This is a genomic window from [Flexibacter] sp. ATCC 35103 (genome assembly GCF_001975985.1).
Taxonomy (GTDB): domain Bacteria; phylum Bacteroidota; class Bacteroidia; order Flavobacteriales; family Flavobacteriaceae; genus Flavobacterium.
This window is the reverse complement of sequence record NZ_MTQF01000003.1, coordinates 486,119-511,575: the sequence shown is the minus strand read 5'-3', so window position 1 is coordinate 511,575 and position 25,457 is coordinate 486,119. Positions and strand designations below refer to the sequence as shown.

Annotated in this window: 21 protein-coding genes; 5 read left to right on the top strand and 16 right to left on the bottom strand. The window is 33.7% G+C overall.

From position 1 onward, the window contains the following. Window positions 1-113 precede the first annotated feature (113 nt). From BXU01_RS06510 to BXU01_RS06445, 14 genes are all read right to left on the bottom strand, one after another. Window positions 114-680, bottom strand: a complete 567-nt coding sequence (locus tag BXU01_RS06510; RefSeq protein ID WP_083692382.1) for a transposase — start codon at window positions 678-680, stop codon at window positions 114-116. Window positions 681-842: 162 nt separating this feature from the next. Further along, entirely contained in the window at window positions 843-1,145 is a 303-nt protein-coding gene (locus BXU01_RS06505) for a hypothetical protein (RefSeq protein WP_083692380.1), read from the bottom strand. 22 nt (window positions 1,146-1,167) lie between these two features. Beyond that, window positions 1,168-1,317, bottom strand: coding sequence for a polymorphic toxin type 50 domain-containing protein (locus tag BXU01_RS23625; RefSeq protein ID WP_255373723.1), 150 nt, complete (start codon window positions 1,315-1,317; stop codon window positions 1,168-1,170). Between the two features lie 296 nt (window positions 1,318-1,613). Continuing rightward, window positions 1,614-2,222, bottom strand: coding sequence for a hypothetical protein (locus tag BXU01_RS06495; RefSeq protein ID WP_083692376.1), 609 nt, complete (start codon window positions 2,220-2,222; stop codon window positions 1,614-1,616). Beyond that, window positions 2,216-2,539, bottom strand: coding sequence for a polymorphic toxin type 23 domain-containing protein (locus tag BXU01_RS06490; protein WP_165689765.1), 324 nt, complete (start codon window positions 2,537-2,539; stop codon window positions 2,216-2,218). The genes BXU01_RS06495 and BXU01_RS06490 overlap by 7 nt, the downstream gene beginning before the upstream one ends. A gap of 151 nt (window positions 2,540-2,690) precedes the next feature. Further along, window positions 2,691-3,095: a hypothetical protein gene (locus BXU01_RS06485; RefSeq protein ID WP_083692372.1), complete on the bottom strand. Its 405-nt coding sequence runs from the start codon at window positions 3,093-3,095 to the stop codon at window positions 2,691-2,693. A gap of 263 nt (window positions 3,096-3,358) precedes the next feature. Then, window positions 3,359-3,703, bottom strand: coding sequence for a hypothetical protein (locus tag BXU01_RS06480; protein ID WP_083692370.1), 345 nt, complete (start codon window positions 3,701-3,703; stop codon window positions 3,359-3,361). Between the two features lie 70 nt (window positions 3,704-3,773). Then, complete coding sequence (locus BXU01_RS06475) at window positions 3,774-4,304, bottom strand: hypothetical protein (RefSeq protein ID WP_083692368.1); 531 nt, start codon at window positions 4,302-4,304, stop codon at window positions 3,774-3,776. A 255-nt stretch (window positions 4,305-4,559) separates the two neighbouring features. Next, a complete protein-coding gene (locus BXU01_RS06470; RefSeq protein ID WP_083692365.1) occupies window positions 4,560-5,087 on the bottom strand; it encodes a hypothetical protein in 528 nt (175 codons plus the stop codon). Window positions 5,088-5,114: 27 nt separating this feature from the next. Then, window positions 5,115-11,345 (bottom strand): RHS repeat-associated core domain-containing protein, encoded by a 6,231-nt coding sequence (locus tag BXU01_RS06465; protein WP_083692363.1) that lies wholly within the window; start codon window positions 11,343-11,345, stop codon window positions 5,115-5,117. An 11-nt stretch (window positions 11,346-11,356) separates the two neighbouring features. After that, window positions 11,357-11,803: a T9SS type A sorting domain-containing protein gene (locus tag BXU01_RS06460; protein WP_083692360.1), complete on the bottom strand. Its 447-nt coding sequence runs from the start codon at window positions 11,801-11,803 to the stop codon at window positions 11,357-11,359. 245 nt (window positions 11,804-12,048) lie between these two features. Beyond that, window positions 12,049-13,899, bottom strand: a complete 1,851-nt coding sequence (gene glmS / locus BXU01_RS06455; protein WP_083692358.1) for a glutamine--fructose-6-phosphate transaminase (isomerizing) — start codon at window positions 13,897-13,899, stop codon at window positions 12,049-12,051. Between the two features lie 10 nt (window positions 13,900-13,909). Continuing rightward, the gene (locus BXU01_RS06450; RefSeq protein ID WP_083692357.1) at window positions 13,910-15,532 is read right to left on the bottom strand and encodes a DUF4270 domain-containing protein; all 1,623 of its coding nucleotides are present in this window, start codon (window positions 15,530-15,532) and stop codon (window positions 13,910-13,912) included. Window positions 15,533-15,553: 21 nt separating this feature from the next. Continuing rightward, complete coding sequence (locus BXU01_RS06445) at window positions 15,554-16,360, bottom strand: glycogen/starch synthase (protein WP_055094193.1); 807 nt, start codon at window positions 16,358-16,360, stop codon at window positions 15,554-15,556. A gap of 78 nt (window positions 16,361-16,438) precedes the next feature. Here BXU01_RS06445 and panC point away from each other — a divergent pair, with 78 nt between their 5' ends. The 5 genes from panC to BXU01_RS06420 all read left to right on the top strand — a co-directional run bounded on the left by panC (window position 16,439) and on the right by BXU01_RS06420 (window position 22,388). Further along, the gene (gene panC, locus BXU01_RS06440; protein WP_083692354.1) at window positions 16,439-17,317 is read left to right on the top strand and encodes a pantoate--beta-alanine ligase; all 879 of its coding nucleotides are present in this window, start codon (window positions 16,439-16,441) and stop codon (window positions 17,315-17,317) included. A gap of 14 nt (window positions 17,318-17,331) precedes the next feature. Continuing rightward, a complete protein-coding gene (panD, locus tag BXU01_RS06435; protein ID WP_026727479.1) occupies window positions 17,332-17,682 on the top strand; it encodes an aspartate 1-decarboxylase in 351 nt (116 codons plus the stop codon). A 202-nt stretch (window positions 17,683-17,884) separates the two neighbouring features. Then, window positions 17,885-19,039 carry an alpha/beta hydrolase gene (locus BXU01_RS06430; RefSeq protein ID WP_083692352.1) on the top strand — a complete coding sequence of 385 codons (1,155 nt, stop codon included), beginning with the start codon at window positions 17,885-17,887 and terminating at the stop codon, window positions 19,037-19,039. Then, a complete protein-coding gene (gene radA, locus BXU01_RS06425; RefSeq protein WP_065451965.1) occupies window positions 19,039-20,400 on the top strand; it encodes a DNA repair protein RadA in 1,362 nt (453 codons plus the stop codon). The genes BXU01_RS06430 and radA overlap by 1 nt, the downstream gene beginning before the upstream one ends. Before the next feature lie 20 nt (window positions 20,401-20,420). Next, a complete protein-coding gene (locus BXU01_RS06420; protein ID WP_083692349.1) occupies window positions 20,421-22,388 on the top strand; it encodes a transglycosylase domain-containing protein in 1,968 nt (655 codons plus the stop codon). Between the two features lie 108 nt (window positions 22,389-22,496). Here the strand turns inward: BXU01_RS06420 and BXU01_RS06415 are convergent, their stop codons facing one another. Both BXU01_RS06415 and BXU01_RS06410 read right to left on the bottom strand, forming a co-directional pair. After that, a complete protein-coding gene (locus BXU01_RS06415) occupies window positions 22,497-23,534 on the bottom strand; it encodes an aldo/keto reductase (RefSeq protein WP_083692347.1) in 1,038 nt (345 codons plus the stop codon). A 917-nt stretch (window positions 23,535-24,451) separates the two neighbouring features. After that, the gene (locus BXU01_RS06410; protein ID WP_083692345.1) at window positions 24,452-25,396 is read right to left on the bottom strand and encodes an OmpA family protein; all 945 of its coding nucleotides are present in this window, start codon (window positions 25,394-25,396) and stop codon (window positions 24,452-24,454) included. Between the last annotated feature and the right edge of the window lie 61 nt (window positions 25,397-25,457).

Genomic DNA, 25,457 nt, shown 5'->3' with positions numbered 1-25,457 from the left:
TTTAACCAGTTTTGAGTCTGCTTTGGATCATTATAATCGAAAATATCAGCCGGAAATATTTCAAATTTCTCGACCCCCTGCTCCCGCACGAATCCTTTCGTGTGGCGCAACAGCTAAACATCAAACATTCTAAAAATAACAACTTCATCAATTAGTCCTTTTTGACCTGAATAATCAATGGCACTACTGTAGACATAATCTTCCGCTTTATAAACTAATCCTTCTTCAACTGGATTCTTGTGAACATAATCAATTTTTTGTTGAATAACTTTGTTGCTCCAAAGCTCAATTGGTCTGTTATCATGTCGCCAAAATTGATAATGATTTACATTAGAACTTTTTTCAGCTTCTTTCTTAAAAAAATCCAACAAAAATTCTCTCCTACTTTCTTTTGGATTTTCTTGTATGCTTTTTACAATAGACCTACTAGTAAATCTCTTTAAATCACCTACCAGCAATTCTGGATTTTGACCATTTATACTCCTAAAAACTAAATGCACATGATTTGTCATAATGCACCAGGCATGAATTTCTAATCCTTTATTTTTCTGGCAAAACTCTAAACTTTCCAGAAACAAATTTTTATATTCATTCCTAGTAAATACATCTAACCAACCCACAACAGCAAAGCTTATAAAATACAAGCCTTCAGGATTATGAAATTTATAATTTCTACTCATTTTTTAAATATTAAGCATACTCAACCTTAATCAGCATAACGCCACACGAAAGGATTCGTGCGGGAGCGGGGGAAATCAGGAGACTTCGCAGAGCTGGTATTGAGAAATATTGTAGAACAAAAAACATTTGTAGCACGTTAATACTCATTTTGACATAAATATTTAATTCTCCTTTCTCTTATAGACCCATGAATCCAATGTCTCAAGATTTAAAAAAGTCTCGTTAGAAAAAACACATTTTTCCTCTACTTCTAAAAAATCAATATCACTTAAAATCTCTCCTGTAACATCACTTAAGATCTCATAATCATCTTCATTTGGTTCTCTGTCTAAATAACATACGATTGTAAATTTATCTTTATTTTCAAACCCAACTCCAATAGCTCTTATCTCAGGATATATCATTCCTAAAAGAGCTTTTTGAGTAGATAATAAAACAATTCTTCTTAATTCAATATATTCCATTTTTTACTTTTTATTTTTTTATTTAGGGTGCTGAAGGAATTATATGTACACCAGTTTTACTTCCAGTAATAATTCCGTTGGTAGTTTGAAATGCTTTTCCATCAAAATCAATATAAGTACCTATAGTTTTTCCAAAGTTTACTCTAATTTTCACGTCATTAATGACTTTTATCGAATTAACATTTCCTGAATGAAAATCCCCCGCTCCCGCACGAATCCTTTCGTGTGACGCAACAGCTAAGCATCCTACAATTCCATTTTACTTCAATTTTTTCAAACTTCTCTTTAAACTTTAATTATCATGAATAATATAATTAAAACTTTAACCTTCGCATACCACCACACGAAAGGATTCGTGCGGGAGCGAGGGAAGCTATATTAACTGGATTAAAAGCAGGTTTCGTGCGGGAGCGGGGGCCATTCTGTAACTATCTCCTGTATCACCTAAGCCTTTTTCTAATATATCTCTTAATAATTATTAAAAAAACGAGGTTTACAATTTAGAGCTTTATTTACATCATATTCTTTAAAAAAATATGTGATATTTAAATTTTCACTTATCCCATTTCTATAATCATATTTAGAAGATATATTAAACGATTTATTATCAATAATTACACCTCTCTCTTCAACTAAATAATAATTGCCAAATCGATTATAAAAATATTGAATCTTTATTTTACCTTCTTTTATTTCAAATCTACCCCAATCCCATATCTCAGAACTTCTGTTCAAGAAATTAGTCTCAATTTTAAAAAAGTTATCATAATTATCAATCATACATTCCAAATTTTTAAAACAATTACTTTCAATATTATCACAATACTTTTTAAAATATTTATTGTTAATTTCTGAATTCACAACTCCTAATTCTTTATAAAATCCATCTCTAAATAGTAATCTTGCAACAATAGATTCATTATTTCTATTATTAGAATAATAGTATCCATATGTTTTAATTTCATCAATACTTTCGCTTTTTTTAATGTCAAATTTATTTTTATTATGTGTTATCGGGACACATGAATAAATAATTACTAAAAAAATTAAAACTGAATATTTATTTATTTTTACCATAATGTCGATTGATTAGTTACTGGAGTTTGATATTGTAAATAAGAGTTCCAATTTTTACTCATCATATTGAACCTAGGCTGTGGTGATATCCATGTATGTGCTAGATAATTTTGAAAGCCATTTCTAATCCATTCCGAATTTGTACCTGCCCTATAACCTTTATAGCCTAAACTTAAAACACCAAGTCGGTATTTATCAGCTTCAGGGTTTCCCCAATAACCATTTGGTCCTCTCGAGCGATCAATGTTATTCGATTGCCCTTCAACATCATTACCTGATCTTCCCCGCTCCCGCACGAATCCTTTCGTGTGACGCAACAGCAAGCATCCTACAATTCCCTTTTACTTCAATTTTTTCAAACTTCTCTTTAAACTTTAATTACCATAAATAATATAATTAAAACTTTAACCTTCTGCATACCACCACACGAAAGGATTCGTGCGGGAGCGAGGGCTTTAGGTAGGAAACCTAAAATTCAATCTTCACATCTCTATATTTCTTCAGAAAAATATTAAAATCTTCTTGACTTTTAATTGGATAATGCCCTAATAAAAGACTTTTTTGAGGATCCTTTTTATTATAAGCGACAACAAATTTATCATTAACATTAGGTGAGTAAGGTAATTCGTAAAATGAAGCATCATAATTATTCACATATCTAATATCATTCACGATATAAGAATATGTAATAGAACTAAAGCGGACATTATATCCAACTGGACTTCTATAAAAATAAACATCAATATTGCCAACTGAATAATCATAATCCCCTAGATCTTTTTCAATTTTTTTCTTGTTTATTTCTTTTCCTAATAAGAACATTATTAAACCAATAATTATAATTAAAATGAGAATATATTTTTTTTTATCCATATTATTATCCTTTAAATTTATTTTGAGAAAAATTGTAATTGTATTTCGGAGGAATTACTGTTCTCTGTGGTATAAAAACATTCGTTGTAGCCGCTCCCGCACGAATCCTTTCGTGTGACGCAACAGCTAAGCATCCTACAATTCCCTTTTACTTCAATTTTTTCAAACTTCTCTTTAAACTTTAATTACCATGAATAATATAATTAAAACTTTAACCTTCAGCATACCACCACACGAAAGGATTCGTGCGGGAGCGAGGGAAGCTATATTAACTGGATTAAAAGCAGGTTTCGTGCGGGAGCGGGGGATAATCCCTGAGTTATTTGCCCGCCTATATAAGCTGTTGCTAAACTCATTCCGGTATCGCTAAAAACCTGACCTATATCCAGACTATTCCAACCTCTGGCAGATACCTGACCAGTAACACTATTCCCTACACCAAGAACAGCTGCACCAGCCATTGTCCCTCCGTACAGTGTTGCAATTCCGGCAGCCGCACCGGTACCAAAATAAGCTAGTCCTGTACCGTTAAATTGAAAACCATGACTTGCCCAGTTAATAACAACTCCTACTACTCCTGCAAACAAATCATCCAATCCACTCTCCACTGTAATCCGTGTACTTTAAAGGATTATTAAGAACGTAGCTTTAGAAGTTCTAAATTCACAGGACACTCATTTAATTTTGCTTAATAGCATCTTCAGGAATTTTGTCCTTAAATAGATCTTTGTACCGTTCTAAATCCTGAGACGAATTAACAGGATAATTCAAAAGAATAAAACTATTTTTAGGATTTGTTTTTTCGTAAATAACCAAATACAGAATACTTAAATCTGGTTTATCATTTGGAATATCAACATAATAGTTCTCTCCATAAGAATGAACAAAAAAATGATTATCAACAGAGTAAATATATTTTATGGAATTGCCTGTATCTCCTTTTCCTTTAAGATTAGTAACAATATATTGATCTATACTCCCCGTAGTTAAATAAAAATTATTTTTTAACAATTCAATATTTTTATCTTGTTCACGATTTAAACAAATACCCGCTACTAATCCTATAATTAATATAATTAATAAAAATTTAAGTTCAATATCAATTGTTTTAAAATTCTTTATAAAGTAAAAAACAATGAATAACACAATTATTCCAAAAATTGATATAATTATTTTTGTATAATCACTTAGATTAAAAAATTCTTTCATAATAAATAATGTTTCAATAAGTTATCCTTTAAATTGTGGTTTTAGCTTAGGAGTATAAAACGAAGGTGGAATCACATTTCTTGCTGGTATAATATAATTAGGAATCACAAGACTTGGGTTTATATTAAAAGGCGTTATTGGTCTTAACTCTAAGGAATATATTAATGGCGATACTGCTTGAGGAATATAAGAAGTCTGCGACACAAATCCGAGCGATCTGGATATCGAACCTTGATAATCCTGCTATAAATATTACTAATTTTGCTTAATAGCATCTTCAGGAATTTTTTCTTTAAATTTTTTTTTATACCGCTCTAAATCGTCTGATGAATTAACAGGATAATTTAAAAGGATAAAACTATTTTTAGGATTTGTTTTTTCGTAAATAACCAAATATAAAAGAGCTAAATCAGGTTTATCATCTGGAATATCGACATAATAATTTTCTTGATATTGATTCTCCATAAATATGTTATTTACTTTAAAAACATACTTGATTTTTTTATGCGCACCTCTTCCTGTTAATTTAGGAATAAAATACTCTTCTATACTTCCAGTCGTTAACGAAAAATTATCCCTAAGTAAGCTAACATTTTTATCTTCATTAATACCGTAGTAAATAATAAATAAAAAACCGCAAAACAGCAAAACTAATATACTTTTAAGCTGAATATCAATAGTTCTAAAATTTTTCAAAAAATAAAAAACAATAGATAACAAAACTATTATATAAATTAAGGTTGTTATTTTTGTATGAGTCCCAATGCTAAATAAATTTTTCATTACAAATAAAATTAGATAAAAAAAACATTAAAGTTTTGGTGTATAAAAGGAAGGAGGAATTACTTTCCTTGAAGGAATTATAATAACTGGAGTTATAGTAGGTCTTAAATCAAAATAATTCAAAAACGGTGATGAGGTTTTTGGAACATAGCTTGGCTGCGTATTAAATTCATTGCTACCTAATAAACCTCCAGCAACAGCCCCAAAACCTAAATTAACTGGATCAAGAGCTTTTTTAAAACTTATATCAGGATTTTCAAATTTAGTTGCGATTAAATCATTGGTTACATTTCCCCAAAAATTAGCTAGCACTTCTCTGGTCGCCCCTGTGATTATTGAATTAAAAGCATTATTTCCACCTATTAATCCATTTGTAAATGTAGCATTAAATTGTACTCCAATGCCACGAGTTACAAATCCTCCAACAGCTCCTCCAATTGTATTAAACACTGTTTGCTCCATGCTTGAACTTTCGATCATAGAATTTAGAAAACTCTGAACTCCGCCAGCCCATACAACTCCATAAGGACCTCCATAAACTGTTAAAGCACCAGAAGCTGCTCCAGAAATGGTATATCCAGCAAATTTACCCCATTGAATGTCTGAGAATTTTCCTGTTCCATTAGTAATATTATCCCAATTTTGATACACATTTATGGCAGCACTAACCACAATTATAGCGGCTATAACTAAAGGTACAATTTCTCCGCTAGGGTCTGTATATTTTAGCGGGTTGTTCCAGCAATACCCGTAACGATTAAAATTCTGGGTACTAAAAGGATCCTGCACAAAATTATCCGGCTGTAAAAAACGATGCAGTTTAGGATCATAAATACGGCCGTTCATGTTGATGAGCCCAACACTTTGCAAATGCTCATGACCAGTATAACCTCGATCTAAAACCGTTAATCCTGCCAGTATATTTCCTGCGCCATCCTGTACACTTACGATGGCTCCCCAGGCATCAAACAATCTTTTTTCTAAAACTGTTCCTGCCTGATTCGTTATTGCTAGTATTGAACCCTGATAATCGCGTTGTAAATATAAATAATCCTGCGTTGTATTATTGCTTCTAAATACTATTGGTGCAGTGTAGCCATCACCGCCAATATAGGTTATAAACTCAAAAGTACCTGTTACGCTGTTTTCCTTAATTTCCATACTACCGTCAGCAGAGTAGTATTTGCGCAATGGCCTGTCTTTTATTTTATCCTGCAAACCTCCATAAAACATGCCGGTACGACTGTTGTTATCATTGTATAAAAAACTTATTTTATCAATGTCTTTGTCTTCAATTTGTACCGGACTCTTAAAAGCATTATAGGTAATAATTTGTCTTGGCTTTGTTGTATAATACGATAAGGATTCCGGCAAAAGTGCAATTGCTTCATTTTGATACGGCTTTTCTTTTGAGTAACTGTACGTTCCCAGACTGTTTTGCGTAATCCTGCCCTGATCGTCGTACAATTGTTTTTCCTGAGCGCCCTGAATATTTGTAAACTCTGTTAAGCGGTCCTGCGCATCATAAGCAAAGCTTTCGGTCCTGTTAAACAAACTATTGCTTCTGCTTGTCAGATTCCCTTTTTTAGGATCAAAAACAGTATTTAAGGTTAAGATATTTGCCCCACCCGCTGTTTTGGCATACTTAAACTGCGATGCAAAACCATAGGTATCGTATTCGTTAGTTATAGTTGTTGGTCCGTTTTGAGCATTTGTGAGCTGTCCTCTTGCATTAACTGTATTGGTCTGCCATATTATCGCACTTGTTGCATTGTCTTTTATTTGCCAGTGTGATCCATTTTTATAGGTGTTTTTTATGGTTTTCGAGCTGGATTTGCCTCCTGCTGACGCTGCTGAAGTCTCTGTATCGATGCGCCCAAAGTCGTCATATTTTAATTCTTTTGTAAATTGGGCAAAAGGAGTATTTTCGACTGTAGTACTAATTCTTTTCGAATCATCGTAAACAAATGAATTCAGGATCGTATTGCCATTATTTAAATCCTCAAACGTACTGCCTGATAATAACTTGCTTGAAGAATCATAATCATACGTTGTTTTAGAATTTGTAAGTGTACCATTGATTGTTTTTTGCGTGACTTTACCAACGGCATCTAATAGGTAAGTTGTCGCTCCGTTGGGTGTAGTTTCGCTTGTAGTTTCTCCAAATGCATTATAGGCATAAGTGTAAACTCCTGCAGAGGAATCGTTCAGTTCTGTTTTTCGTCCCCAGCCATCTTGTTTAATAGTGGTTTTTACACCGGCATAATCAGATTCTTTCAGATTTCCGTTGGCAAAATAAGTGTACCGTATTGTTCCGCCCGGAGTATCTGTCATTGATATTACATTGCCTATTGCATTTTTGACAGAAGTTTTAGATTTTGTTCCGTCATTTACTGTTGTCGTAAGCCCGGAATAGTTGATATCTGTACTTTTTCCTGTAAAGGATATATTTTGTTTTACCCTGCCGTAAATGTCATATAAGGTTTCATTCCACTGGGTTCCTGATGATCCAAAATAAGGTTCGCTTACTTTATAATTGCGGTCCTGAATATCATATACATAATCAACATAGGCAAAAGTGCCCATTATGGTTTTACTGCCTGCTTTTGTCTTTCTGCCTAAATCATCAAATGTTTCCTGAATGATACTGCCATCATCAGCTGTAGCCGTTACAATTGTTTTGTTACCGGATCGTGTATAAACATAACTATTTTTTTTGCCCAGATAATCTGTAGTTCTTGTTTTTTTGAACCAGGAATCATACAAATAAGAGGTCGTTAATCCGTAAGGGTTTGTTTCAGATTTTAATGACCCGTCTGCATTATAAACAAATGATGTTGATAATCCTTCGATATCTATACTCCTTGTTAAAAAACGCCCTGTAGGATCGTATCCATAACTGGTAATTCTTGCCGGAAGCCCGGATGCCGTGATTGTCTTTTGCGTAATATTACCAAAAGCATCATAGCTATTGTCTTCTGTAATATAATCTGTATTGGTTCCTTTTTTCTTAATTTGGGTTAGTAAGCTATTTTCATAAAAATATAATTCTTCAGTAGTCATGACATCTCCGGAAATCGCAATGCTTTGATTTTTTCCGGAAGGTCTCCCAACGATATACGGAGATACGGTTGGGGCATTATAACTAACATTTGAAACCGTCGTTTGCACAACGCCCCCCGCTTCTTTTAAAAACGTCGTAGATTTTAGCGGATTATTATAAGCATCATATTCTGCATACGTTTCTGAACTCGTATTATCCAAGCCATTATAATGCTTGGTATTTGTGTTTTTTATTTTAAAAACTTTATTAGGCAGTAATTCGCTTTCATAATTCAATCTGGATTTAGTGATGTAACTGATTGGGGTATTAGATGAATTATTAGCCTCTTCATCTATTTTTGCCAAAAATGTACTGCCGGGTTTTATCCAGGTATCCGGTTTTAAGATGATACTTTGTGTCGCAACCAGATTATCTGTTCCTGTTACTGCATAAGATCCTTCTTTTATAATTACACTCTCGATTTGATTATCTGTAACCTTCAAAGGATCGTGCATTCCTAACTCAGTATAATTTTCAGTATTGGCACCTCTTAAAGTGATGTCATTTTTTGAGATACTTGAAATTATAGCATCGTCACGATCGTACCAATTGGTTCTTACTGTAGACCTAAAACCCAGAAAACCCAGACCCTGAACATTTGATACTGCACCATAATAACTAAAAGATTGCTTTTTAAAAACGTCCTGACTGCGTTTTTCTAATTTTGAAACGACCTGAAAACCCGGAGCAACCAGGATATCAAAATTAGGATAGCTCTCTACAGCAGGGCTTCCGGAATATGTTTTGTTATACTCATATTTTAAAGGCTCATAAGTAATGGCTTCTTCAACTTTATTTCCGGTAATAATTTTTCTAACCAGAACATCCTGTCGGTTGTCTCTTGGACCATTAAAAGATTGAATGCGATCATCGCTGATTAGAGAATATTCTAAATTTTGATTTACCTGATTGTGATTGGTAAATATCGGAATTGGAAATCTTTTAACACTAGCAAGTTGAGATTGCTTATTCAATAACTTAAAAGTAATTGCTGTACCATTGAATGAGGTGTTTTCCAGTAAAACTATCTTAGTTACTTGGGGTTCTCCTCTTCTTCTATAATCAGCAGAGCCATTTAAGTTCATGATGTACTCTAGAGTTAGGTTTTGCTGATACAAAATATCCGTTTTTCCATCTCCATTAAAATCATTTGCAATAAAACTACCCTCATTTAAGCTATAAGTCTCCGCAGGAAAACCAACAACACCAAAATATTTTGTGGTTGAAGTATAATAGGCTATCCCAATTGCAGTATTTATTTTATTGAAATTATCACCTGTTGAAAAATAAAAATTCCAACTGTCTTTATTTAGCTCATTTGGTATTAAAAAATCAGTCTTTCCGTCTCCATTGTAATCCCCCATCAAAATTTGTTTATCCAGAACGATTCCGTCATCTGTCTTAGTAAACAATAATTTAAACTGATTCTTATGATCTAATTCATAAACAGAAACTTTTCCTTTATCAAATACATAGATATCTGATTTTCCATCTCCGTTAAAATCTGCTACGATGATTTTACTTTCCTCAGAGATATCAAGAAATCCTGATTGATTTACAAAATTGGATGATACTCTTTTATCCAGATTAACAAAATAGGTTTTACCACCGGTATATTTCTGAGCAATTGTGGTTGAGCAATCTTTATTGATATAATAAGTAAGCGGTTTTTCTATAACAACAATATCGGTAAGCCCATCACCATTAAAATCTCCGCTAACATATATTTTAGCAATATCACTTTCTACGCTTCCGTCTTTATATTTAGGCGGATTTGCCGTTAAATTAGATATTGTATTTTTAGTATCAACAGATTGCAGCATTGGCTCTGCTCCGCCACAGGGATAAATGTAGTTGCGTATAAATTGCGGAAAAATATATTCTTTTTCATTATCTACATATATGCCCGTAGGCCCTTTAACATGAGTAGCAAAGCTATTTGTTTTGACCACTACCCAAGCCTGCCTGGCCATTAACTTATTATCCGGACTTAATCCTGTTAAAGGAAAAATTTCTTCGAATGCACCAACGGTCTGTTTGCTGCTTAAATTGAAATTAGCCGAGATATTTGTATAAAGGCGATATTCCTTTTTTTTATTATCTCCCGTCTTAGGATATAAAATAAGATCCAGCTGACCATCCCCGTCAAAATCACCTGAAACATATTCCGTGTTATTATAGTCAACACCTGCTATATCAATTTTTCCTGAAATTTTTACTTTTAAGGCATTATCATTTGTTTCCGTACTATATTCAAATACTGTTGGATTATAACTTTTTGTATTATCGCCGCTTTTTTCGGTAATACCAGTTAACCTTTGATATCCCAGGGATGTAGCATCATGACTTAATACATAATTTCTAAACCCAATACCATTTCCAGCTACTTCTATTTTATCTAAAATAGCACTTCTTACAATACTTTGTCCTCCCACAAATACTTGTTCGGGCCTTTGCTTTTGCTTGTAGATAAATTTTACCTGATTAATTGGCGTTGCTGTTCGCAGGGTTCCGTAATTAATACTGGCAATACTTAGTATATTATCAGATAAAAAGTAGGTATAACTAATCCTGACACCCTGAGGATTTTCCCAATATGTAATTGCCCAATCTGTTATGGAACAGGAATCACCTGAGTTACCATAATATGCTTTTGATCCATCAGGATATTCAACTATAAAATAAGCTGGTCCGTAATTTGATCCGCCAGGATGAACACCATAAGATGTAATCTTAACATTCGAAAAACTCTCCGTCTCATATACTGTTCCGTTTCCTCCGTAAGCACTACCAGTTCCGTTTTTTACCAGCAGGCGTTGACCATCAAAGGCAAAACGGTCTAATGCGTTAAATGCAACAGCACCAACTACGTCGTCATGAAATTTTGTTGCAGGAATTCTGGTAATTGCAGATACTCCAGAAACATTCCATCCATATCCTGCCATACCATTGCCGGACTGGCTATTATAAGACAAACTAATTTGTGGCACAACTCCATTGATTCCGGGAGGAACAGCAATAGGAATCGTATAACCAGCGCTTCCGGATAATGAAACAGACAATTGCCCTTCAGTAATACCAACTTCAGACGATGTTTGTGCAGAAACAAATAAGCTAATTAGTAAAAACAATATTGTATAGTAAAAGTTCTTCATAATTAATGGCTTTATTGTTTGATGATTTTAATAGATTTCTCTCCTCCGTCTTTGTACGAAAGCAATACGAGATAAAATCCGGCAGAATAAGTTTGAAAAGGGATATTAAGATTATTGAGCCTTTCATTTCCTGAATAGGATCTTAAAAGTTGTCCCGTGACAGAATAGACATTAATAGAGGTAACATAATTCTCCTTAGTCAATTGCCATTGCAGATACAACTCTTCTTTTACAGGATTTGGATAATAGGAGATTACATCTTTTTCGAAAAACTGATCTAAATCATCATTTGTAATTACCTCGATTTCTTTGACTTCTTTTGCTGTTTTAGAAAGGCAATTAATGCACAATATTCTGCTGGTTTGGTTTCCGGCAGCATCATAACTGAAGGTAATTTTTGTCTGGGCCCGGGCAGTGAAACTAAATAAAAACGAAATTATAAGTAGAAATTTAATCATATGGCAGATACTAGAATATTTCTTACAAAAATGTTTTATATATTTCAATAAGTAAAATAATTACTGTTAAATAACATTAAAGTAAAATAAAAATCATACAATTAACATAGATTTCATTTAAAATCTCATAAATCAGATCATTAGGTAATTTTAGTTCCTTCTCTTAACATCTAAAAAATAAGGCATAAAAAAAAGCGAGACCTAAATCTCGCTTTTTTAACATATAAATATATTTTCAATCTGTCTTATTCTACAGTAACTGATTTTGCCAGGTTACGCGGCTGATCAACATTACAACCTCTCATTACAGCAATATAGTATGAAAGCAATTGCAAAGGTATTGTCGTAATTAATGGAGATAACGCATCTGAAGTCTCAGGGATTTCAATTACATAATCTGCCAGTTCACGAACCTGAGTATCACCTTTTGTAACTACAGCAATAATTTTACCGCTTCTTGATTTAATTTCCTGAATGTTACTTACAATTTTATCGTAATGCCCTTGTTTAGGCGCAATAACAATAACCGGCATATGCTCATCGATCAAAGCAATAGGACCGTGTTTCATTTCGGCAGCAGGATATCCTTCAGCATGAATATAAGAGATCTCTTTAAGCTTTAAAGCACCTTCTAATGCAACCGGGAAATTATAACCACGACCTAAGTACAAACAGTTTGGAGCATCTTTAAAAGCTGCCGCAATCTCTTTTGCTCTATCATTGGTTTCTAAAGCTTCTGCTACTTTTTCAGGGATTATTTCTAACTCCTGTAAGTAGGTATGAAAATCAGTATTTGACAAAGTACCTTTAGCTTTACCTAAGCGCAATGCGATCATCGTTAAAACTGTGATTTGAGTTGTAAATGCTTTAGTAGAAGCAACTCCAATTTCCGGACCCGCGTGTGTATAAGCACCTGCATGACTTTCTCTGGAAATAGAAGAACCCACAACATTACAAACTCCAAAAACAAAAGCACCGTTTTCTTTTGCTAATTTAATAGCTGCCATAGTATCTGCCGTTTCTCCGGATTGAGAGATTGCGATAACCACGTCATTTTTATTGATGATTGGGTTTCTGTATCTAAATTCAGAAGCATATTCTACTTCAACAGGAATACGCGTAAACTCTTCAAAAATATACTCAGCTACTAAACCTGCATGCCATGAAGTACCACAAGCCACAATAATTATTCTGTCAGCGTTTAGGAATTTTTCTAAATTATCCTCAACACCTGCCATTTGAACAATTCCTTCGTTTGCATGAAGTCTTCCTCTGTAAGTATCTTTAATTACACTTGGTTGCTCGTAGATTTCTTTAAGCATAAAATGATCGTAACCGCCTTTTTCTATTTGCTCCAAATTCATTTGAAGTTCCTGAATATAAGGATCTACTAAAGAGTCATCTTTAATTTTTCTAACTTTAAGAGGCTTGTGCAATCTAATGTTTGCCATTTCACCATCTTCAAGATAAATCGCATTAGAAGTATATTCAATAAAAGGCGAAGCATCAGAAGCAATAAAATATTCTCCTTCTCCAACACCAATCGCTAACGGACTACCTAATCTTGCAGCAACAATTTCGTTAGGATTCTTTTTATCAAAAACAGCAATTGCATATGCTCCTACTACTTGATTTAAAGCAATCTGAACTGCTTTCCCTAATTTTATTCCTTCTTTCTTTTGAACTTCTTCAATTAAGTTTACTAAAACTTCAGTATCTGTATCTGATTTAAAAGTATATCCTCTTTTGATTAATTCCTCTTTAAGCGGCGCATAATTCTCAATGATTCCATTATGAATAATCACCAGCTCTCCTGAATTAGAAAGATGTGGATGTGAGTTTACATCATTTGGCACTCCATGTGTTGCCCAACGTGTATGCCCAATCCCTATATTTCCGTTTGTAATAAGATCTTCTTTTGCTTTTGCTTCAAGATCTGAAACCTTACCTTTAGTTTTACAAACTTTTACACCAGTTTCATCATCATATAACATGACGCCGGCACTATCATATCCTCTGTATTCAAGCCGCTTTAATCCTTTTATAACTATAGGATAAGCCTCTCTATGACCGATATATCCAACAATTCCACACATATATTATTTATTAATTTGGTTTCGTGTAGTACACTTGCAGCTGAAGTCTTTTAGCATAATTCACATCGGTTGAAGGAATATTTCCTCCAAACAATATTGTACCTAACGGACTCATTACTGAAGCTCGTGGCGCATCTGAAATAATATCATTTTTAAGTTTCAATTTACCTGAAGTTATTGTATTTATATCTCCCGTAACTACTAAACCTAACCTCACATTTTTTACAGTTGCATTTTTAATTATATTACGAATATGACTCGTTAATCTAATTTTATAGGTTGTACCTTTTTTAGTAGTAGCATCTACATTAATAATACCGCTATAAACTACTTTTGTCATTTTAGAATCAGTAGTAATACTTGATGTTCCATCAGTACTGTAATCTAAAATGGGTATACTATTGTCTAAATCATATAGGTAAACTCGTTTTGGCTCGTAGGTGTTTTTCATTTTATCTGAATCTATAGAAAAAATCAAATTCGCCTCATTTACCAGCCAATTATTCGTTCTTAGCTCATCTAATTTTGCAGCGAATCCAGTAAGTTCTACAACAGCAAGAGAACCCTGACCACCTTTTAAATAAAGCCTTTCGTCACCTGCAGTTTTATTTGGATTTTTTATAGCAGTATCATAATCAGGTTTTTTATTGTCCTGATACAAACTAGCCTGAGCTCCTGATAAATTTATAACCAGAGTTTTATCTTCGGTTAAATTCGCATCATCTGTTGTACTGGCTGTTTTAGCTTTATATTTAATCGTAATTTTTGCATTTCCTGCTTTCGCAAAATCCAGCAATGCCATATTCGAAGGGCTGCCGCCAGATTTTTCTACTTTAAAATACAATCCCCTAAAATACTCCTGAAAAACGGTAGGAGAAGAAAGTTTTGAAGCATCTGCTTTAAGAATTTTATTCAGGAAATAATTTTTATTTAAGTTCAAACGCATTTCCGGAGCAACTCTCGTCGTAACATCTTTACCTGCATCATCTTTAGTTATATCTACAATTTCTGCAGCACTAAAAAAGAATTCTTCATTCTGTAATACGCTTGGATCATCATTTAAAGGCTTACCAGTTTCAGTATTTACTATTTTATAACTGTCAAAATCAGTATTCTGATCTGTATAATACAATTGGGCAAATTGCGAACCTCCTTCAAAATAAGAAGAACGCATTTGAACACCTGACTCATAAACACTTAATTTAATCTTACCGTTAGGATCTCCATAAATAGAGTCTAAAGCATAAACACGGCTTCCATCAGTATTTGTAGTTTTAACATGGCTAAAATAAGGAACACTAAGCACAACACTTTGAATTACATTATCAATTCCGGTTATATCTCCTATAGTTGGAGCATCAGTAGACAACGCAACCTGAGATACAAAACCTGCTGTAGTTGTACCAAAAGCATCACTTTCATAAATACCTAAGCCATTAAGCGTAAGTCCATTTGACTGAACCGGAGTTACTTCTTGATTATACGCTAAAACATCATATTTTTCAGATTGAAGATTAAAATGATCATCTCCGATCAAACCATCACCAATCGCATTAAAATCTTTATCGCAAGAATATAAAAGAACAACTGTTGCAACTAATAGAATTTTCTTAATAAAAGAAGTATTGTACATGTTTAATAATAAAGTTAAAATTTAAAGACCCATCGTTTTATAGAAATTTGTATACGCTTCAGCGAATGCATCTTTCGTGGCGAAAGGTAAAAAAGGTTTTCCTGAAGATTCTATAAATTTTGTTAAACTTGGGGATACATTTTCTGATGCAATAATTACAGCATCAGAGTGTAATATACTGGCTTTTAACACATTTTCATAATTTGGTGTTTCTAAATCAGAGACTGCTTCATGCGGAACTCCATCAAATTTCACCTTATTAATCATTTCTAAATCAAGATTTTCATCAAAAGATTGCCCATAAACAGAGGTAACAATTTTTGTCTCAGAAAACAAAGCCTCATTTTTATAATAATGCTTCATGTAAATTGGCAACATTGCTGCCAGCCAGCCATGAACGTGAATGATATCCGGAACCCAATTTAGTTTTTTCACCGTTTCAACAACTCCTTTAGCAAAAAATATCGCTCTTTCGTCATTATCGGGATATAAAACTCCTTCTTCGTCAGCAAAGGTTGCCTTACGTTTAAAATATTCATCGTTATCAATAAAATAAACCTGAATTCTCTCTTTAGGAATTGAAGCTACCTTGATAATCAACGGCATATCTAAGTCATTCACTACCAAATTCATTCCTGAAAGTCTAATAACTTCATGTAACTGGTGTCTTCTTTCGTTGATATTTCCATATCTTGGCATGAAAATTCTTATCTGGCCTCCTTGATCGTTGATCATTTTTGGAACGTCATAAGACATTAAAGAAACCTCATTTTCAGCCAAATAAGGCACGACTTCAGATGATACATATAATATCCTCTTATCTTTCATAATAGTATTTTACTTAATTTTTGGTAATAAAAACGTTGCAAAATTACAAAAATTTATGCAGTTTATAACTAATATATTATGTTTGCACTAAATTTTAATAATACTGCCATGCATATTTTCTACGGTAAAGTAGCTTTGATAGCCTATTTGAAAACTATCAAAACCACAAATTCAACCATCGGATTTGTACCAACAATGGGCGCTTTACACCAAGGTCATCTGGCGTTAATGCAAAGATCAATTAAAGAAAACGACGATACCGTTGTCAGTATTTTTGTGAATCCAACCCAATTTAACAATCCTGAAGACCTGGAGAAATATCCTAGAACACTTGAAGAAGACGTAAAAAAAATGCGCAACTTAAGTGACAAAATAATTCTTTATGCCCCAACTGTAGACGATATTTACGAAGGACATACCATTTCACAATCTTTTGACTTTGACGGACTAGAAAACCAAATGGAAGGAAAATTCAGGCCCGGACATTTCAACGGTGTAGGAACAATTGTAAAACGTTTGTTCGAAATTGTAACACCAACAAACGCTTATTTTGGAGAAAAGGATTTCCAGCAATTGCAGATTGTTAAAAAAATGGTCGAAAAAACACAATTACCTGTAAATGTTATTGGCTGTCCTATTTTTAGAGAAGACAATCAATTGGCAATGAGTTCCAGAAATGAACGATTAACTCCGGAAGAACGCAAAGAAGCCGCTATTATTTATAAAACTTTGACTGAGGCAAAAGAAATTTTTAAAAACGCCAGTCCTGAAGAAACCATAAAATTCGTAGAAAATTCCTTCAAAGACAACGAACGTTTTGACTTAGAATATTTCGTAATTGCTGATGAATCTACATTATTACCTATCGATCATAAGAGTAAAGACAAAAACTACCGTGCATTTATAGCAGTATTTGTTAATTCTATAAGGTTGATTGACACCATTTCATTAAATTAAATTACCTTTGCACCATGCAAATTCAAGTTATAAAATCAAAAATTCATCGTGTAAAAGTAACTGGAGCTGATTTAAATTATATTGGCAGTATTACTATTGATGAAACTTTACTGGAAGCCTCAAACATTATTGAAGGTGAAAAAGTATCTATTGTAAATATCAATAATGGCGAACGCTTTGAAACTTACGCTATAAAAGGAGAGAAAAACTCAGGAGAAATTACCCTGAACGGACCTGCTGCAAGAAAAGTTCAAAAGGACGATATCATTATCATTATATCCTATGCAACCCTGGAATTTGAAGAAGCCAAAACCTTCAAGCCATGGATCATTTTCCCTAATGAAAACGATAATTCGCTAACATAAGCTTCCTTTTACACTTTATTATTTCTATTTGTTTGTCAAAATGATTTTTTGAACAAACAAGATCTCTTATGCCTTGAATCAAAATAGGCTTTATCTAATAATACCATTGCTTTTTTAAATTCCTACATAAACAAAAAAGCAAATAAAGTATTATATTGCTACACTATTTCAATACTTTTTAATTCACTGAAATGCCCAAATCATGAAAAAAGTTTATTTACTACTTACATTAATTTCTATTTCTGTCTTTTCGCAGAAAACATTCGACAACATCAAATCTGAAAAACTTGGTACAGAAAGAAGAATAACCATAGGACTTCCAGAATCTTACGAAGCTAATCCTGAAAAAAAATACCCTGTTTTATATTTATTAGATGGAGATTATTTATTCGATCCTTTTTCCGGAGCTCTAAGTTATGGCTCATATTGGGGAGATTTACCCGAAGTAATTATAATTGGTGTTCATCAAAATAAAAATGATGAGCGTGAAGACGACACCACGATTGATCAAAATACCGGGCTTCCGTTTGAAAAAGGAGCTGATTTTTTTGAATTTATTGGTGCTGAATTAGTTCCTTACATCGAAAAAAAATACCGCACTACACCTTTTAGGATTATTGCCGGACATGATGTAACAGCAAGCTTTATCAATTTTTATTTATATAAAGAAAAACCTCTTTTTAACGCTTACATTTCTTTTAGCCCTGAACTTGCAAATAAAATGGAAGTTAGAATTCCGGAGAAATTTGCAAAAGTAACAGAACCATTGTTTTATTACTTATCTGTCGCTGACGGAGACAATAAAAAGATCAAAGAACCTATCGAAAAATTAGACAGCAATATTAAAATTGCCAATAATCCGTTAGTAAATTATAAATACGATTTATTTAAAGGTACAACACATTATACACAGGTTTTACATGCGATCCCGAGTGCTTTATATCAAATATTTGAAGTTTACAGACCTATAAATTCTGCCGAATACAACAACAAAATTGCTATTCTTGAAACAGGATATGCAGATTATCTGGAGAACAAATACAATGTAATGTCTAAAGTTATGGGAGTTCAGATTCCGGTAAGAATCAGTGATTTTAAAATCATAGAAACACTTATCCTGAAAAAGAATGCGTACGACGAATTAGGCAAAATGGCTGAAATAGGAAATGTAAATTATCCAAAAGCCATGTTAGGCGAATATGAATTAGGACTAATGTATGAAAAAATGGGTGATCCAAAGAGAGCATCAAAAAAATACCAAAATGCTTCGCAAATGGAGCCAATTGGAGATTTGAACAAAGATCTGATGTACGAGAAAATCGATCAGATGAAAACACTTGAAAAAACTACTAAATAATGTCAAAAGTTAAAACTTCTTTTTTTTGTCAGAACTGCGGAACCCAATATGCCAAATGGCAAGGGCAATGCAATGCCTGCAAAGAATGGAATACTATTGCTGAAGAAATTATTCAGAAACAAGAAAAAGTGGCCTGGAAAAGCGAACCAACACCAACTGGCAAAGCTCCTCGCCCTTTAAAAATTAATGAAATTGACTCGACTCAGGAAATCCGAATGGATACTACCGATGGTGAATTGAATCGTGTTTTAGGTGGCGGAATTGTTCCTGGATCTCTAACGCTTTTAGGCGGTGAACCTGGAATTGGAAAAAGTACGCTTTTACTTCAAATCTCATTAAAATTACCTTATAAAACTTTATATGTTTCCGGCGAAGAAAGCCAGAAGCAGATAAAAATGCGTGCCGAAAGAATAACACCAAATAGCGATAATTGCTATATTCTAACGGAAACTAAAACGCAAAACATATTCAAACAAATTGAAGCCATTCAGCCTGAAATTGTCATTATAGATTCTATCCAGACTTTACATACGGATTATATTGAATCAACCGCCGGAAGTATTTCTCAAATTAGAGAAACTACTGCCGAATTGATCAAATTTGCCAAAGAAACCAATATTCCGGTTATTTTAATTGGACATATTACAAAAGACGGAAACATCGCAGGGCCAAAAATCCTGGAACATATGGTCGATACGGTTTTGCAATTTGAAGGCGATCGAAATCACGTGTACCGAATTCTACGTTCTCTAAAAAACCGTTTTGGTTCTACGGCCGAATTAGGAATTTATGAAATGCTTGGAAGTGGTTTGCGCGAAGTAAGCAATCCGTCCGAAATATTGATTTCCCACAAAGACGAAGAAATGTCTGGAACTGCCATTGCCACAACCATGGAAGGCATGCGCCCGCTAATGATCGAAATACAATCGCTTGTAAGTACCGCAGTTTACGGAACTCCGCAGCGAAGTACAACAGGATATAATGCAAAAAGATTAAACATGATCCTGGCCGTTTTAGAAAAAAGAGCAGGATTTCGTTTAGGAGCAAAAGATGTATTTTTGAATGTAACCGGAGGAATTTCTGTTGATGATCCTGCAATTGATTTAGCAGTTGTAGCCGCTATTTTATCATCAAACGAAGATATTCCGGTAACAAAAGGCTTTTGTTTTGCCGGCGAAGTAGGACTTTCCGGAGAAATTCGCCCTGTAAATCGTGTCGATCAACGCATTCAGGAAGCCGAAAAATTAGGTTTCACCACTATCTTTGTATCTAAGTACAACAAAATTGCTTTAAAAAATCCCGGAATCAAGATTGAACTTGTCGCTAAAATCGAAGATGTTGCCGGCATTCTTTTTGGGTAATTCTGTTATAATTTTACTTTATGAAATTTCCAAAACAAAAAATATTCAAAGCACTAATAATACTTGCAGCAGTATTACTGGTGCTTTTTTTAGGTTTTTACTTTTTTCGTGATTCGCTTTTAAAACAAGCAATTGCTAAAGTGACCCATAAAATGAATACAGAATATAACAGTACATTTTCTGTAAAATCGGCTACGTTTGATGGATTGAACGGAATTAAATTAACCAATGTAATTTTAGTTCCCAAAAATGCTGATACCCTTTGCAATATCGAAAAAATCGAAACCAGCGTAAACTTATCCAGTTTATTAATTGGCGATGTCCAGATTGGAACTTTAAAAGTAAACAACGGATACATTCAGTTAGTAAAAAAAGGAAATGTCCGCAATTTTGATGCTTTCTTAAAAAAGGATAAAGCCGATACTGATAAAAATGAAAAACGGAAATACGCGACTTTTGCCTATCGAATTATCTCAAAATTACTGAATCTGGTTCCAACAGATATGAGGTTGGAAAACCTGAATTTCAAAATTGACGATAATGGCAAAAAAACGTCTGTCGCTGTAAACAAACTTGTTTTAGACAACAAACAGCTCGAAACTAACCTTCATGTTCAAAGCAAGGATTTTGACCAGCGCTGGAACATAAAAGGATTTGCTGACCCAAGAAATAAAAAAGCAGATATTCGTTTCTTTAACCTAGATACCGGAGCCATCCGCGTTCCGTATTTAGACGAACGTTATAATTTAAAAGCAAGTTTTGATTCTATAAGATTAAATGTTCAGAATATAGAAAAAGACGGAAGCGAATTGCATATTGATGGTTATACATCGATCACCAATTTAAAAATCAATCATCCTAAAATTGCCAGTAAAGATGTAATCATTAAGAATGCGCGTTTTGATTATCGCTTTTTATTGGGAGATGATTTTATTTCAATTGACAGCACGTCGACCATGCAATTAAACAAGATAAAAGTAAAGCCTTATATCTCGTATAGCACAGAAAAAGATACGATTTATACTTTGAAAGTAAACATTCCAAAAATGCAGGCACAAGACTTTATTGTTTCTTTGCCAGACGGATTGTTTACTCATTTTCAGGGAATGGAAGCAACGGGAAATTTTGATTATAAACTGGATTTTAAATTCAATAAAAACAAACCAAACACATTAGTTTTTGACAGTAAACTAAACAAAGAAGATTTAAAAATCACCAAATACGGCGAAGCAGATCTTAATAAACTTAATGGAGAATTTGTTTATCGCGCCATTATTCAAAATGTATTGCAACGTCCGGTTTTGGTTGGAAACGGTAATCCGAATTATACACCTTTAGATCAGATCTCACCTTATTTAAGAAAATGCGTCCTTACTACTGAAGATCCTTCTTTTTTCTCGCATCGCGGATTTATAAATGAAGCTTTCAAACAATCTATTTTAAAGAATATCAGAACCAAAAAATTCTCTCGTGGTGCCAGCACGATTAGTATGCAGTTAATAAAGAATGTCTTTCTGACTCGTGAAAAAACACTTTCGCGTAAGCTGGAAGAAATTCTACTGGTTTATATTCTCGAAAACAATCGTGTAGTAAGCAAAGAAAGAATGCTCGAAGTATATTTTAATATTATAGAATGGGGACCAAATGTATACGGAATTGGCGAAGCGAGTCATTTTTACTTTCAAAAAAGCCCATCTAATCTCAGTTTAAATGAATGTTTATTCCTGGCGACGATTATTCCAAAGCCCAGAAAATTCATGTATCAGTTTAACGATCAGGGAAATCTGAAAGACTTTGCAGTACAAAACCAAAAGTTTTTAAGCAACTTAATGTTACGTCGTGGCGTTTTGGTTTCTGAAGATACTATTGGCGTACTTTCTCCTGTTTACATCTCCGGAAATGCGCGTTCATTGATACGAATTAAAGCCCCGGATTCAACAGCAATTCCGGCAGATTCCTTGGCTATTGGAGAAGAATTTGATTTGTAAACACGAATAGACTGATTATCCTCAATTATTTACATAAAAAATTCCACAAATTTTCACATTATGAATTAGTGAAAATTTGTGGAATATATCTTTATTATAAAACTGTAATTAAGGCGCCGGATCAGGAATTATTGCCTGAACGGCTGCAATCTCCGTTAAAATTTCCTTTGATAAAAACACATCTATTGTATCGATGTTTTCTTTTAATTGTTCCATTGTGGTTGCACCAATAATAGCACTTGTCAAAAACGGTTGTTGTAATACAAATCCCATTGCAAGCTCTGTTAATGTCAAACCATGTTTTTTAGCAATTTCCTGATACAATCTTGTCGCTTGCGTACATTGATCGCTATTGTAACGTGTATATTGCGGAAAAAGATTAATTCTCGCATTTGGATGTGCTTCTCCGGTTAAAAATTTACCCGTTAAAACCCCAAATGCTAAAGGAGAATAAGCTAATAAACCCACATTTTCATACTTTGAAACTTCGGCAGAACCTACTTCAAAAAGACGATTTAATAAATTATAAGGATTTTGAATGGTCTTGATTCTTGGCAGATTGTTGTATTTACTTTCTTCCAGAAAACGCATCATTCCCCACGCATTTTCATTAGAAACACCAATATGTTTTATTTTCCCTTCTTTGATTAGTCCGTCAAAAGTTTCAAGAACTTCTCTGAAATTATCTTCCCATTGAGATTCATAATCTTTAAAACCGCGTTGCCCGAAATAATTAGTTTCTCTTTCCGGCCAATGCATTTGATACAAATCGATGTAATCTGTCTGAAGACGTTTTAAGCTGTTTTCTAAAGCATATTTAATACTTTCAGGAGAGAAATCTACTTTCTCACGCATGTAAATAAAATTTGGGTTTGGACCTGCGATTTTAGAAGCTAAAACTACTTTGTCGCGATTTCCTGATTTCTTAAACCAACTTCCTATAATTTTCTCCGTGCTTCCGTAAGTTGCTTCTTTTGCAGGAACAGAATACATCTCGGCAGTATCAAAAAAATTGATACCTCTTTCAAGCGCATAATCCATTTGTTGATGTCCTTCGGCTTCTGTGTTTTGCTGCCCGAAAGTCATTGTTCCGAGGTTTATTTTACTAACTTTTATATCGGTGTTGGGTAGTGTAGTGTATTTCATTTCTTTTTGAGTTGCTAAGTTGCTGAGTAACTAAGATTCTAAGATAACAGCTTTTTAATTATAAAACTCAAAGATACGACGGGATTTTTCAAATGAAAATTGTACAAAAGTTAAAAAAAGGATAAGAATGTATATTACAGTTCAAGCGGAGCAGTATGTTTCTCTAATACACATGTCACCCCGCTGGGACTTAAAGTGAATTCAATTTAGATTTTAAAATCGTAACTAATTTCTAATATAGCTCCAGAGGAGCGATATATTTATAGCAATCATTAAAAGTCCGGAACCAAAGCTCCAGCGGAGCGGCATATTTATCTAATATATATGTCACCCCGCTGGGGCTTTGCTGAAAAAAATAATGTTTTCTATAAATATGTCGTCCCGCTGGGACTTAAAGTGAATTCAATTTAGATTTTAAAATCGCAACTAATTTCCAATATAGCTCCAGAGAAGCGATATATTTATAGCAATTATTAAAAGTCCGGAACCAAAGCTCCAGCGGAGCGGCATATTTATCTAATATACATGTCACCCGCTGGGGCTTCTCTAAAAAAAATGGTGTTTTCTATAAATATATCGTCCCGCCGAGACTTAAGGTGAATTCAATTTAGATTTTANNTTTAAAATCGCAACTAATTTCTAATATAGCTCCAGAGGAGCGATATATTTATAGCAATCATTAAAAGTCCGGAACCAAAGCTCCAGCGGAGCGGCATATTTATCTAACATACATGTCACCCCGCTGGGGCTTCTCTAAAAAAATGGTATTTTCTATAAATATGTCGTCCCGATGGGACTTAAAGTGAATTCAATTTGGTTTTATAAAAAAAAGGTCCAAAGTAAAACTTTGAACCTTTTTGATCTTTAAAAAAACTTAGTCCCGAAACTTCGGGATAGCAACTCAGTGCCTTAGCAACTTAGTTTATACTATTAAGCATTTCAGCGATTTCATCTAATCTTGGTGTTAAGATGATTTCGATTCTTCGGTTTTTTGCTTTTCCTTCCGGAGTTGCATTACTGGCAAGCGGAGAAAATTCGCTGCGACCAGCTGCTGTTAGTTTTTGTTTATTGATTTTAGCATTTTCGCTTAAAATATTTACAATTGCTGTAGCTCTTTTAGTAGATAAATCCCAATTGTTTGCAATTGGTCCTGAACCTGCATACGGATCATCGTCTGTATGACCTTCGATAAGAACTGAAAGATCCGGATTGTCTCCCAATACTTTCCCTAATTCTACAACGGCTTTTCTACCTTCTACCCCAACGGCCCAGCTTCCTGAGTTAAAAAGCAATTTGTTTTCCATAGAAACATATACTTTCCCGTTTTTTTGCTCTACTGTTAAACCTTTGCCTTCAAAACCGTTTAAGGCTTTAGACAATGTTTCTTTTAGTTTGCGCATTGCTTCTTCTTTAGCAGCAATCATGGCTTCAAGTTCGTTTAGGCGACTTGCCGTTTTATCAAGGCGTGCTTGTTCATCTGCCAGTTTTTTAGATTTTGCTTCTAGTTGAGCCAGCAATTCGCGATTTTTTGCCATATTGCTTTCTAATGCATCGTTGCTGTTTTTCTCTAATGCATTATAAGAATCCTGCAAAACTTTATATTTTTTTTGCTGAGCGACAAGATCTGCTTTTTGTTTTTCAAGGTCAGATTTTGTTGCATTTAAATCTTTTGTTAATGCATCGCGATCTAATTCAAGCTGATTTTTTAATTTTTGCAAATCGGCATTTTGATCTGCGATAGAACGGTTTTCTTTTTTAAGATCTGAATATTTCGTTTCCAGATCGTTGTAAATTTTCTTGGATACGCATGAAGTCATAGACAAGGCTAAAACTAGTAATCCGATGGAGGCCTTTTTAATCATTTTACTTTTTTTATTTATTTGGGGCGCATTAATAACTCTAGAACTTTTTTATTGAACAGAA

Excerpts from the sequence above, each read along its gene's own strand:
- glmS (WP_083692358.1), bottom strand. The coding sequence starts at position 13,899 with ATGTGTGGAATTGTTGGATATATCGGTCATAGAGAGGCTTATCCTATA.
- BXU01_RS06470 (WP_083692365.1), bottom strand. The coding sequence starts at position 5,087 with ATGAAAAATTTATTTAGCATTGGGACTCATACAAAAATAACAACCTTA.
- BXU01_RS06495 (WP_083692376.1), bottom strand. The coding sequence starts at position 2,222 with ATGGTAAAAATAAATAAATATTCAGTTTTAATTTTTTTAGTAATTATT.
- panC (WP_083692354.1), top strand. The coding sequence starts at position 16,439 with ATGTTTGCACTAAATTTTAATAATACTGCCATGCATATTTTCTACGGT.
- BXU01_RS06465 (WP_083692363.1), bottom strand. The coding sequence starts at position 11,345 with ATGAAGAACTTTTACTATACAATATTGTTTTTACTAATTAGCTTATTT.
- BXU01_RS06450 (WP_083692357.1), bottom strand. The coding sequence starts at position 15,532 with ATGTACAATACTTCTTTTATTAAGAAAATTCTATTAGTTGCAACAGTT.
- BXU01_RS06410 (WP_083692345.1), bottom strand. The coding sequence starts at position 25,396 with ATGATTAAAAAGGCCTCCATCGGATTACTAGTTTTAGCCTTGTCTATG.
- BXU01_RS06460 (WP_083692360.1), bottom strand. The coding sequence starts at position 11,803 with ATGATTAAATTTCTACTTATAATTTCGTTTTTATTTAGTTTCACTGCC.
- BXU01_RS06445 (WP_055094193.1), bottom strand. The coding sequence starts at position 16,360 with ATGAAAGATAAGAGGATATTATATGTATCATCTGAAGTCGTGCCTTAT.
- BXU01_RS06485 (WP_083692372.1), bottom strand. The coding sequence starts at position 3,095 with ATGGATAAAAAAAAATATATTCTCATTTTAATTATAATTATTGGTTTA.
- BXU01_RS06475 (WP_083692368.1), bottom strand. The coding sequence starts at position 4,304 with ATGAAAGAATTTTTTAATCTAAGTGATTATACAAAAATAATTATATCA.
- panD (WP_026727479.1), top strand. The coding sequence starts at position 17,332 with ATGCAAATTCAAGTTATAAAATCAAAAATTCATCGTGTAAAAGTAACT.
- BXU01_RS06510 (WP_083692382.1), bottom strand. The coding sequence starts at position 680 with ATGAGTAGAAATTATAAATTTCATAATCCTGAAGGCTTGTATTTTATA.
- BXU01_RS06415 (WP_083692347.1), bottom strand. The coding sequence starts at position 23,534 with ATGAAATACACTACACTACCCAACACCGATATAAAAGTTAGTAAAATA.
- BXU01_RS06420 (WP_083692349.1), top strand. The coding sequence starts at position 20,421 with ATGAAATTTCCAAAACAAAAAATATTCAAAGCACTAATAATACTTGCA.
- BXU01_RS06505 (WP_083692380.1), bottom strand. The coding sequence starts at position 1,145 with ATGGAATATATTGAATTAAGAAGAATTGTTTTATTATCTACTCAAAAA.
- BXU01_RS06430 (WP_083692352.1), top strand. The coding sequence starts at position 17,885 with ATGAAAAAAGTTTATTTACTACTTACATTAATTTCTATTTCTGTCTTT.
- radA (WP_065451965.1), top strand. The coding sequence starts at position 19,039 with ATGTCAAAAGTTAAAACTTCTTTTTTTTGTCAGAACTGCGGAACCCAA.